10 protein-coding genes and 1 pseudogene are annotated in these 10,000 nt (G+C 52.6%); 2 read left to right on the forward strand and 9 right to left on the reverse strand.

Going from position 1 to position 10,000, the window contains the following annotated elements:
- Positions 1-128 precede the first annotated feature (128 nt).
- Entirely contained in the window at positions 129-740 is a 612-nt protein-coding gene (locus VAE48_RS06930; RefSeq protein WP_322792589.1) for an inorganic pyrophosphatase, read from the forward strand.
- Positions 741-744: 4 nt separating this feature from the next.
- Here VAE48_RS06930 and VAE48_RS06935 read toward each other — a convergent pair whose 3' ends face one another.
- Positions 745-1,245, reverse strand: coding sequence for a ClbS/DfsB family four-helix bundle protein (locus VAE48_RS06935; protein WP_322792590.1), 501 nt, complete (start codon positions 1,243-1,245; stop codon positions 745-747).
- An 89-nt stretch (positions 1,246-1,334) separates the two neighbouring features.
- On the opposite strand from VAE48_RS06935, the gene VAE48_RS06940 reads away from it, so the two are divergent.
- Positions 1,335-1,952, forward strand: a complete 618-nt coding sequence (locus VAE48_RS06940) for a thioredoxin family protein (RefSeq protein ID WP_322792591.1) — start codon at positions 1,335-1,337, stop codon at positions 1,950-1,952.
- A 1-nt stretch (position 1,953) separates the two neighbouring features.
- Here the strand turns inward: VAE48_RS06940 and VAE48_RS06945 are convergent, their stop codons facing one another.
- From VAE48_RS06945 to VAE48_RS06980, 8 genes and pseudogenes are all read right to left on the reverse strand, one after another.
- Complete coding sequence (locus VAE48_RS06945) at positions 1,954-3,393, reverse strand: FAD-dependent thymidylate synthase (protein WP_322792592.1); 1,440 nt, start codon at positions 3,391-3,393, stop codon at positions 1,954-1,956.
- Positions 3,383-4,312, reverse strand: a complete 930-nt coding sequence (locus VAE48_RS06950) for a bifunctional riboflavin kinase/FAD synthetase (protein ID WP_322792593.1) — start codon at positions 4,310-4,312, stop codon at positions 3,383-3,385. Before VAE48_RS06950 ends, VAE48_RS06945 begins: the two co-directional genes overlap by 11 nt.
- Before the next feature lie 67 nt (positions 4,313-4,379).
- A complete protein-coding gene (truB, locus tag VAE48_RS06955; protein WP_322792594.1) occupies positions 4,380-5,285 on the reverse strand; it encodes a tRNA pseudouridine(55) synthase TruB in 906 nt (301 codons plus the stop codon).
- Between the two features lie 39 nt (positions 5,286-5,324).
- On the reverse strand, positions 5,325-6,296 hold the full coding sequence (locus tag VAE48_RS06960; protein ID WP_322792595.1) for a bifunctional oligoribonuclease/PAP phosphatase NrnA: 972 nt from the start codon (positions 6,294-6,296) through the stop codon (positions 5,325-5,327).
- The gene (gene rbfA, locus VAE48_RS06965; protein WP_322792596.1) at positions 6,283-6,684 is read right to left on the reverse strand and encodes a 30S ribosome-binding factor RbfA; all 402 of its coding nucleotides are present in this window, start codon (positions 6,682-6,684) and stop codon (positions 6,283-6,285) included. The genes VAE48_RS06960 and rbfA overlap by 14 nt, the downstream gene beginning before the upstream one ends.
- Before the next feature lie 37 nt (positions 6,685-6,721).
- Positions 6,722-8,506 carry a translation initiation factor IF-2 gene (gene infB, locus VAE48_RS06970; protein WP_322792597.1) on the reverse strand — a complete coding sequence of 595 codons (1,785 nt, stop codon included), beginning with the start codon at positions 8,504-8,506 and terminating at the stop codon, positions 6,722-6,724.
- 165 nt (positions 8,507-8,671) lie between these two features.
- Positions 8,672-8,971 carry an RNase P modulator RnpM gene (gene rnpM, locus VAE48_RS06975; protein WP_322792598.1) on the reverse strand — a complete coding sequence of 100 codons (300 nt, stop codon included), beginning with the start codon at positions 8,969-8,971 and terminating at the stop codon, positions 8,672-8,674.
- 30 nt (positions 8,972-9,001) lie between these two features.
- Positions 9,002-10,000, reverse strand: a pseudogene (locus VAE48_RS06980) (hypothetical protein); the annotation flags it as partial.

The raw sequence follows: 10,000 nt of genomic DNA on the forward strand, positions 1-10,000 counted from the left end.
CTTCCCACAACTGTCCACTTTTCAACTTTATAAGTGTCCACTTTTCAACTTTTCCTAACAGCATGAATTTGGCGCGGTTGGGTTATAATTTAAGGGTGGGTTGAAATTTTCGCAGCAGGAGTTTTGCCTTGACATTCCCGAATCCTTTTTACCGCTGGCGACCGCATCCGTGGCATGGTCTTGAAATCGGACCCAACCCTCCTCAATTGGTGCACGCCTACATTGAAATTACCCCCTTCGATCTGGTCAAGTACGAAGTGGAAAAGACCACCGGTTATCTTAAGGTGGATCGTCCGCAGCGCAGTTCGTCTCAGCCGCCTACGCTGTATGGCTTTGTTCCGCGGACTTACTGCGGAAAACGGGTCGGTGACCTGACCCCCATGGCGGCGCGCGGTGATGGTGATCCGCTGGATATTTGCGTGATCAGTGAAAGGCCTATTACCAAATCCGAAGTGATTTTAACCGTACGGGTAGTGGGCGGTTTGCTGATGATTGACAATAATGAGGCCGACGATAAGATCATTGGTGTGCTGCATAACGATAAATTCTGGGAAAATGCGCATGATGTAGAGGATTTACCCGATGTTCTGGTTGAACGGCTGCGGCATTATTTCAGTACGTATAAACTTGTACCGGGTAAAGAAAATCAGACCTACATTCATTCCGTCTATAATGCCGAACATGCCATGAAAGTCATCGAGGCGGCGATAGCCGATTACGATGAAGCCTACGGCAGTTGATGAATTAAGAAAGGGTTTTCTGCCAGGCGATTAAGCCGTTCAAATGCTCTTTTTCGTGGTCGAGAATATCGCTGGTGATGATCTTCGCCAGCGTATTTTTTCCTTTCAGCCACCCAAACAGAGCCGGATTGTTCAATTCCTCCGTTGTATATTCCTTAATTCTGCGGATGGTTTGATCGCGGATGATTTGATAATCACTCCACACTCGGTCAAAGGAACGATCCTTGAACTGTTCATACCAGATGGCATTCTGCTCATCAGCGCTGATTTTTTTAAAGTGCACGGTGGACGGCTTGATTCCCTGACGAGCCTGAAAAAGGAGTTTGATGGTCTCGGACTCCCACAATAACAGGTGAGCCAGTACGTCCTTGACCGACCAGAATCCACACGCGCCGGGCTGGAGACGCTGGTCTGCAGAAAGGCTATCCACGAAATTAAGCATGGACCGATGGCTTTCTTTCAGCGTTTGAATCAGGTCTCTTGCATCAATCAATTGGGTTTCCATTCAACTCATCCTCAGGTGCTCTTTTATTTTCCAGTATAGCATCGAATATCGGTTAAAATCAGGTAGAACCTGACAATTGGAGGCAGTTTGTGTCCAACTTTCCAATAGACCGCGCAACATGGCAGCAAGGATTGACCGTAGAAGAATTTGTCGAGAGCATGACCCAGCATCAAAAACCGATGCGGCGGCGTTTGCAGCAGGTAAAACTCCAGCCGCAGGAAATTAAACAAATTCAAAAGCTGGACAGACCTCTTTATCTGGCGGTGATGACCGAAGACTGGTGTTCTGATTGTCTGATGGTGCTGCCGATTCTGGTCAAAATTGCCGAAACCTCCGGAAGAATTGAAGTAAGGATCTTTATCCGCCGCGAGTGGCAAAGTTTGCGCTCTTTTTATCAAAGTCAGGATATTCCCAGCATTCCGGTTGCCACTTTTTTAGATGAGCAGTTTCAACCGCTGGTCACCTGGATTGAGCGTCCGCGAGCGGCGCATCAAAAGCTGGCGGAGTGGAAACTGGCGCATCCCGAAGTTGAACAAATCCGTCGCCGGGCAGATTTATCTGCCGAAGAAAAACGGCAAATGCTCAAGGATGTGTTGGATCAGTTACTGGTTGAGATGGAAGAATGGTATGAGCAAGGCTTGCAGTCCGAAACCGTGCGGGAAATTCTGGACCTGCTTGGATTGAATGAGGTGAGTGGCACCCCTTGACTTATTCTTCGATCATCACACAGGTTTCCTGAAAGTAATTTTGCTGAATGCTTTGCCAGGTTTCGGCAGGATTGTTGCGCAGGAAGGGGGCAAATAACGGCATTACCTGTTTGATTTGCTCGGCGATGCGTTGAACAACCCGCCGCAGAGAAAAATGAGCATTATCTGCGCTGCGCAGAGAGATCAGGTGGTCAGCCGAGCGCAGGTTCATTTGCAATAAAACACGGCGGTTATAGGCATTTGGTACGACATAAGCCGCCACTTCGCGATTGAAGGCTGTCAGCTGCTGATAGGCTTGATGAGCCATCCGCATGGCTTGCCGGAAGTGGTCTTCCAGTCCGGCGAGGACAATTGCGCGCGGCAAAGCATACCCCAGATGGGTGGACAATGGCTGAGGCGTCTGGGTCATCATGCGGTGGCGTTTGAGCTCGAAATATGCTCCCTGATCGAGAACCAGATCAAAAGTAAAGCTGGAATACTCCAGTTCACGCAGGGGGATGGTGTGTTTTTCCAGGCTGCCCAGCAGCGTTTCGGCAATCTGGCGGCGCAGAGCGGGGTCAGCCTGTTTAATCGCTGACAAACACTGCGCATAGTCAAGTGACGCGAAACGGTAAAGAGCCGCCGCCAGAATATGCTCCTCGGCTTCCGTATCCCAAAAAATCAGCCTGCACCAATCGGCCGGCACAGAATCTGGTGAGAATTGTTGAGCCAGTTTCTGCAATTGCTGGCGGGTATTTTGTAAATAAGGCAAGGGGGTGGCGTATTTGACCAGGGTGGGCACGCAGGCCTGAGCAACGCTTTTGATTTCCTCACCGGCCTGACGCACTTCAATGAGCGGGTGGCTGAGCATTTTGGAGAGGGTATGTTCAAGGGCGCGGGCATTGATGGTCACGCCGACATTGGCCAGCGCAGCAGCCGGCAGGTAAAAGCGGGCAACATCCACATATTTTGAGCGGATGCGCCTTTCCCAGGCGGTTTCGCTTTCCCCTTCGCGGGCGGGGTGCTGCTGCTGAATCAGGGCGCGGACATGGGGCAGAGCCTCCTCATAAGCCTGGAAAAGTCCTAACACAGTATCCTCATAGAGCGATTTCAGCGGATGATCTTCCAGCTCGGCCGGTAGATGGTAATCTTCTTTTGTCCACTTCTGGTAACGGGTGGATTTTTCGGTGTAAGAAGCCAGGCGGCAGGATTCCAGGCTTTCGACGGCGAGACGCGAGATATTTTCGACCGCGATGTGCAGCACGGCATGTTCGGCTACTGAGGCGTGCCCATAACCCACAACCCACTTTTCGTGAAATTCAGCGCTTTTTTCATCAGTCAATTCAGCGGCAATTTCGCTGAACCGCTGGGGAGAGCGTGATGTTTTGGCAAAGGTGACGGCGATCGTTTCAGGGGGGAGATTTTTCGGGTCGAGCAAATAAACCTGTCGTTTAGGGGGCATATTTGAGCACCTCCTCAGCCCTTTTCTTATCCTGATTGACCTGTTCAATCAGTGCATCCACCGAAGTAAACCGAATTTCGGAACGCAAGTGCTGGACAAAGTCTAGCGCGAGCGATTGATTGTAAAGATTCTGTTGAAAATCCAGCAGATGGGTTTCCAGATGGGGCTGCAGGTTGTGTTGGTCAAAGGTCGGCCGAAAGCCGAGATTGGTGACCGAGGGATAACGGACACCGCTCACCCATGCCCAGGTGGCATACACGCCGCCGGCCGGCAACAGTTGTTCTTCCCAAAACTGGAGATTGGCAGTTGGAAAACCGAGTTGTTTGCCACGCCCATCCCCATGAATAACGCTGCCGCTGATGCGGTAATATCTTCCCAACAGACGGCTTGCCTGATGCACCTCGCCTTTTTGCAAGTGATCGCGGATCAGGCTGGAGGAAATCCGCTCACCATCCAGCAAAACGGGTTGAATGACCTGCAAGCCAAAGCCCATTTGTTCACCAATCTGTTTCAGGCGGGTAAGGTTGCCCTCTCTCCCTCTGCCAAGTGCGAAATCTGAACCGGCGAGCACTTGCCGGATTTCAAAGCGCGAAGAAATCCAGCGCATAAACTCTTCCGCGCTTAAAGCCGCCATTTGCAGGGTGAAAGGAAGTGTAATGATCATATCCACACCCGCTTCTCCCAGCAGTCTGGCGCGTTCCTGAGGAGAGGTGAGATAGCGCGGATTCTCGATTTTTCCCAGAACAACAGCCGGGTGCGGATGGAAGGTAACCACGAGACTGGCGGCCGAGTCGTGATGCGCGCCCTCTACCAGTCGGCGCAGGATGGCTTGATGTCCGCGGTGCACGCCATCGAACACGCCGATTGTCAACCAGACGGGTGAGGGGGGGGCTTCTTCAAAGGAGGAATAATGCTGCATGATCACCTGTAAAAGGCTGCTTTAGCCAGTAAAGCCGGCAGCGAAGGTACGGTTTTATGGTCGCCGGCTACTGGTAAAAAACTTTTTTCGGCTGCCATTCACTGGTGGCCGGGTCAAACTCCAGCAGAGCAATCAGCTCTCCCTGCTCGCTGATGCCGCGTGTCATTTTTCCAATGCCCGCCTTGCCGGGGATGCGATGACCATGCCGTACGGCTTCCACCTGTTCACTGGTCAATTCCACGGATGGCCAGTCGGAGAGGGCTTCGGCAGCCGGGATGACGTATTGATACCAGTTGCCCTGTTCAAAGGCTTCTTTGAGTTTCCGCAGCGGGACGGCATCCCGCAGGGTAAAGCGTCCGGATTTGGTGCGCCGCAGGCCAACCAGGTGCGCCCCGCAGCCCAGCATTTTGCCCAAATCATTTGCCAGAGAACGGATGTAGGTGCCGCTCGAACAATATACATCAATCACTGCCTCAGGGGGTGCCCATTCCAGCAGTTCCAGACTGTACACGGTTATTTTGCGAGGTTGCAGATCAATCTCTTCACCCTCGCGGGCCATTTCGTAGGCTTTGCGTCCTTTTACTTTTACGGCGGAGTAGGGAGGAGGCACCTGTTCAATTTCGCCAATGAACGATTGCAAGGCTGCCACAAACTGTTCTTCGGTGATGTTGACCGGATTGTTGGTCAGGATCTGTCCATCGGCGTCGTAGGTATCGGTGGTTGTGCCCAATTGAATGACCGCCTGATAACGCTTGTCTGAGGCAGATACGTATTCGGAGAGTCGAACAGCCGGACCCAAAAGAACGACCAAAACGCCGGATGCTCGCGGGTCCAAAGTACCTGTATGACCTGCCCGGCGAATGCCCGTCCCTCGCCGGATAATCTGGACGATGTCATGAGAGGTGTAGCCGACGGGTTTATCCACGACCAGCACGCCTGAGATGGTGTTGTTTGGGTTTGTGTTATCGTTCATCTTATGCAATTCCTTGCGAAGAATCTTTCCCCTCGTTCGTCAGGAGTTTGGACTGCTGCTCATAAAATCTTCGGTGGCAGCCAGCACCCTGGCCTGCACTTCTTCCAGACTGCCGGTTATTTCTGCACCGGCAGCGGCCGGATGACCGCCACCGCCAAACTGCGCAGCCAGTTTGGAAACATCCCAACCCGGCTGAGCGCGCCACGATACTTTGACATGATCGTGTTTTTGCTCGTTAAACAGGATGGCAATATCACACTCACTGATGCTGGAGAGCAAGTTGGCCAGATCAGCGTCATCGTTGCCATTATACCCGACAGTGCGCCGATCTGCTTGAGTTAGGGTTGACCAAATGATCCGCCCTTTTTTCTGTAATGTGGAAAGCCCTACCCCCCAATAGCGGGCTTCTTCAAAGGAGCGTTGAACCAAACCCCGATAGTACAATTCCGGCAGATTGGCGCCTTTCTCCATCAAATCGGCTGCCAACCGAAGGGCTTTTGGATTCATGTTCGAAGTACGGAAACCAATCGTATCGGTAACGATTCCGGTAAGTAATGCCTCTGCTACCGGTTGGGTAATTTCCAGCCCCAATTGGGGCAAAATTTCTGCCAGAATGGCTGCGGTGGCAACCGAATCAGGGTCCACCCAATTGAGACGGGCGTAACCGGGGTTGGTGATATGGTGATCCACCTGGATATCCGGCTGGTGTGCATTGAAGGCTGCGCCAATGCGTTTGAAATCGGCAGCATCCACGACAATAAAGGTATCGAATTTGCCCTGCGGTGTGCGGACGATTTCGCGGCTGCCGGGTAAGTGTAGCAGATTTTGCGGAATCGAGTCACTCAATCCCATGACCACGTCCTTTCCGGCCTGACGCAGCGCCAGACCCAAACCCAGCATCGAGCCAATGGCATCTCCATCGGGACGGATGTGGGAGGTGATCAGGATGCGATGGGCGGCTTGCAGCGTCTCTCGCATGGCCGTCAGGGTTTGCGGGTCAGTCATTTTCATTTTCTTCACCTTGAGCGGATTCTTCCGAAGAAGAGGAATTTTCGCTGCGCAGGGAAGCCAGCAGGCGTTCGATGCGGTCGGCGCGTTCCGGTGTTGGATCCCAGTGAAAGCGAAGACGGGGGAAAACCCGCAATTCGATCTGATCTGCCAGCGTGCGGCGGATGAAGCCGGAGGCGCTTTGCAGTCCATCCAGAATTTCCTGAGCGCGCTGGCTGCCTTCCACCGCCGAAACGTAAATATCGGCGTAAGCCAGTTCGCGGTCCACTTTCACATCGGTAATGGTGATGCCAGTCAGGCGCGGGTCGCGGATTTGACCCATGACCAGCATCTCTGAAAGATCCTGTCGGATTCGATCAGCAATTCGTTGAAGTCGAAGATTTGAGGGCATCGTTCACTTACCTTTTTAAGAGTGGTTGAAGATTGATTCAACTACCCCTTTCAAAAATGTAGCATTCTATTTCATCGCCAACCAGAATATCGTTAAAGTTCTTGAAAGCGGCGCCACATTCAAAACCGGTGCGTACTTCGCGGACATCCTCTTTTTCATGCTTGAGCGAGGCAAACTCGCCTTCGTAGATGATGGTTCCTTCCCGGCGGATGCGGACTTTGGCATTGCGTCGGAACTCACCGCTCACAACGCGGCAGCCAGCCACTACACCAACTTTGGAGATGCGGAAAACCGCCAGAACCTTGCCGTGGCCAATAACAACTTCTTTGATTTCCGGTTCGAGCAAGCCTTTCATGGCTTTTTCAATGTCTTCCGTAAGACGGTAGATGATGTCGTACAGGCGAATGGAAACGCCTTCGGTTTCCGCCAGACGGCGGGCAGCGGCATCAGCCTGCACATTAAATCCGACCACAATGGCACTTGATGCCGCCGCAAGCATGACATCATTCTCACTGATGTTGCCGGTTTCGGCATGCAGAATGTTGATACGGATTTCACCACCTTTCCCCAGATCATTCAAAGATGAGATGATCGGTTCCAGGGAACCCTGCACATCGGCTTTAATGATCAGCCGAAGTTCATGGTCTTCACCGGATTGCACCTTTTTGAAGAGCTCCTCGAGACTGGCTTTGGGGGCCGAAGCCAGCCGTTTTTGTTGCTGCTGAATGCGTTCCTCAACCACGGCACGAGCTTCGCGTTCATTCTCATACACAAGGAAGAGGTCGCCGGCATCCGGCACATCGTTGAGACCCATGATTTGAACGGGTGTGGAAGGGCCGGCCTTGCGCAGTTTACGCCCGCGGAAATCGAACATCGCCCGGATGCGCCCGTAGGCTTTACCGGCAACCACCAGATCGCCGGTTTCCAGCGTCCCGTTATAAACCAGTAAGGTTGCCACCACTCCCTTCGCGCGATCCACTTTAGCCTCAATAACGGTGCCGAAGACACGCCCATCAGGATTGGCTTTGATATCTAACGTATCTGCTACCAGTAAGATGGCTTCCAGCAAATCATCAATGCCTTTACGCAGTTTGGCAGAAACCGGCACAACCATCGTATCGCCGTCCCAATCATCCGGCACCAGTCCGACCTCAGCCAGTTGCTTTTTTGTAAAATCGGGATTGGCATCCGGGCGGTCAATTTTGTTCATTGCAACGATAATCGGCACGCGCGCAGCACGGGCATGGGCGATTGCTTCGCGGGTTTGGGGCATTACCCCATCATTTGCCGCTACCACCAGCACAACGATATCTGCTCCCTGGGCGCCGCGCGAACGCATGGCGGTAAAAGCGGCATGGCCCGGTGTATCCAGAAAGGTGATCAGGCGATTTTTATGTTCTACCTGATAAGCGCCAATGTGCTGTGTGATACCGCCGGCTTCGCCGCCGGCAACGTTGGTATCCCGAATCGCATCCAGCAGTGTAGTTTTGCCGTGATCCACATGACCCAAAATGGTCACAACCGGCGGGCGGTCCTGCAGGGCTTCCGGTTTTTCTTTGGCAATTAACTGCCGCCACAGCGGAATTTCGCCGACTTCTTTTTCTTCCACTTCTTCGTAAACTTCCGGCTGAGCTTCATAACCCAGTTCGGAAGCAACCACTGCGGCGGTATCAAAATCAATTTGTTGGTTAATATTGGCCATCACCCCGTTCGACATCAGAATCTTGATGACCTGAATGGGGCTGGCTTCCATTCGTTGGGCAAGGTCACGAACCGTGATACTGGCTGGCAGTTCGATTGTTTTGGACCCATTATCGCTCATAGTACACCTCTTTCAATTGGTTTCTCCCTGCTTCCCCTTTGGATCGTTGCCTCTGGCTGGTGAGTGGGTTGACCGGGGAAAGGGCGTCGGATTTTTTGAGCGGTAGAAGGGTCGCTTTACAAGTTCCTTCTGTTGTGCTCTTTCCTCAAATAACAGGATACGAATTCAGGCTACATGGCTTTCTTCCGGCAGGGATTGCATGTATTCGGTAAGAACGATCCGTTCCTGTTCGGTCAACTCGGTTTTTAAGGCGTGGGCAAGAGCTCCTTTCAGAGCGCGTTCCCAGCATTGACGATCCTCGTGAACATACGCGCCGCGACCGGCAAGTTTTCCCGTTGGATCAATCTGCACACCTTGCGGGGTACGGACAATCCGAATGAGCGCTCTTTTTGCCATCACCTGACGGCAACCTACACAAGTGCGCTGGGGAATGTGTTTCGTACGCTGGACTGGTTTCCTGGCCACCTTTCCTACTCTAAAATCATCTGCACCGGATTACTCGTCCCAATCCCAACCGCCATCGCCACGACGGTGCTTTTTGCGGACAATGATGGTATCGCGGTCGGGGTCATACTCAATCTGGGTATGTTTTTTCTTCTTTTTACCCTTTTTCTTTTCTTTGCGCCCGGCAATGCCTTCGCTCTCTTCTTCATCTTCAAAGATGGTTTCGTCCACCGGGGCCAATTTCAGATCAAAAATCTGCTCGAAGGAGGGTTCTTCTTCCTCGACAGGTTCCTCAATGGTGGATTCCGTTTCAACTTCTGCCTTGGGCGCTTCCACTTCCAGTTCGGGTTTGATCTCTTCAATGAATGGCTCAAATTCCGCAACAAGTTCTGGAGCGCTTTCTGTGATGGATTTAATCTCTTCGGCTGTTTCGATGGTTTCCGGTGTTGGCTGCGGCATTTCTTCCACTGCTGCCTGAGCGGCCTTCTCGGCTTCCATTTGAGCGTCCAGTTTTTCCATTAACCGGGTAATCTCTTGCATGGCACGCGGGCCGATTCCGTTCAGCCGCAGGATCTCATCCGGGGCAATCTTCATCTGAACGGCCATTTCCCCAAGTGTGCTGTAACCGGCTTCCTGTAAGATATAGGCAACGTGTTCTGGCAAGCCGCTGTCCAGAATGTTAATCTCGAAAGAGTCGGCTGGCACCAGGGCCTTGGCCTTTGAGAATTGATCTTCACTGACCTTTTCGGCTTCAGGACGGCGGGTAATGCGGCGTTCAACCCGGTCAACGAAGCGCGCCATCAGATCGTATTCTTCCGGCTGTAACGGGCGTCCTTCGGCTTTACGGGCCAGCATATCTTCCACCTTGCGCATCGTTTCGGCCTCCTGAGCGGCCAGTTCGGCAAGGCTTTCGTCTTTTTGCAGTTTGTAAAGCGCATCAGCAGCTGCTTCCGGCAGGCTCTTGATATCAATGCGCCAGCCGGTCAGTTTGGCAGCCAGGCGGGCATTTTGTCCATCCCGTCCAATTGCCAGACTTAATTGATCCTCCGG

Source organism: Bellilinea sp., from assembly GCF_034432615.1.
Taxonomy (GTDB): domain Bacteria; phylum Chloroflexota; class Anaerolineae; order Anaerolineales; family Anaerolineaceae; genus Bellilinea.

What these genes read in the sequence shown, in the direction of transcription:
- VAE48_RS06935 (WP_322792590.1), bottom strand. Translation starts at nt 1,245, where the DNA reads ATGGAAACCCAATTGATTGATGCAAGAGACCTGATTCAAACGCTGAAA.
- VAE48_RS06945 (WP_322792592.1), bottom strand. Translation starts at nt 3,393, where the DNA reads ATGCCCCCTAAACGACAGGTTTATTTGCTCGACCCGAAAAATCTCCCC.
- VAE48_RS06950 (WP_322792593.1), bottom strand. Translation starts at nt 4,312, where the DNA reads ATGCAGCATTATTCCTCCTTTGAAGAAGCCCCCCCCTCACCCGTCTGG.
- truB (WP_322792594.1), bottom strand. Translation starts at nt 5,285, where the DNA reads ATGAACGATAACACAAACCCAAACAACACCATCTCAGGCGTGCTGGTC.
- VAE48_RS06960 (WP_322792595.1), bottom strand. Translation starts at nt 6,296, where the DNA reads ATGAAAATGACTGACCCGCAAACCCTGACGGCCATGCGAGAGACGCTG.
- rbfA (WP_322792596.1), bottom strand. Translation starts at nt 6,684, where the DNA reads ATGCCCTCAAATCTTCGACTTCAACGAATTGCTGATCGAATCCGACAG.
- infB (WP_322792597.1), bottom strand. Translation starts at nt 8,506, where the DNA reads ATGAGCGATAATGGGTCCAAAACAATCGAACTGCCAGCCAGTATCACG.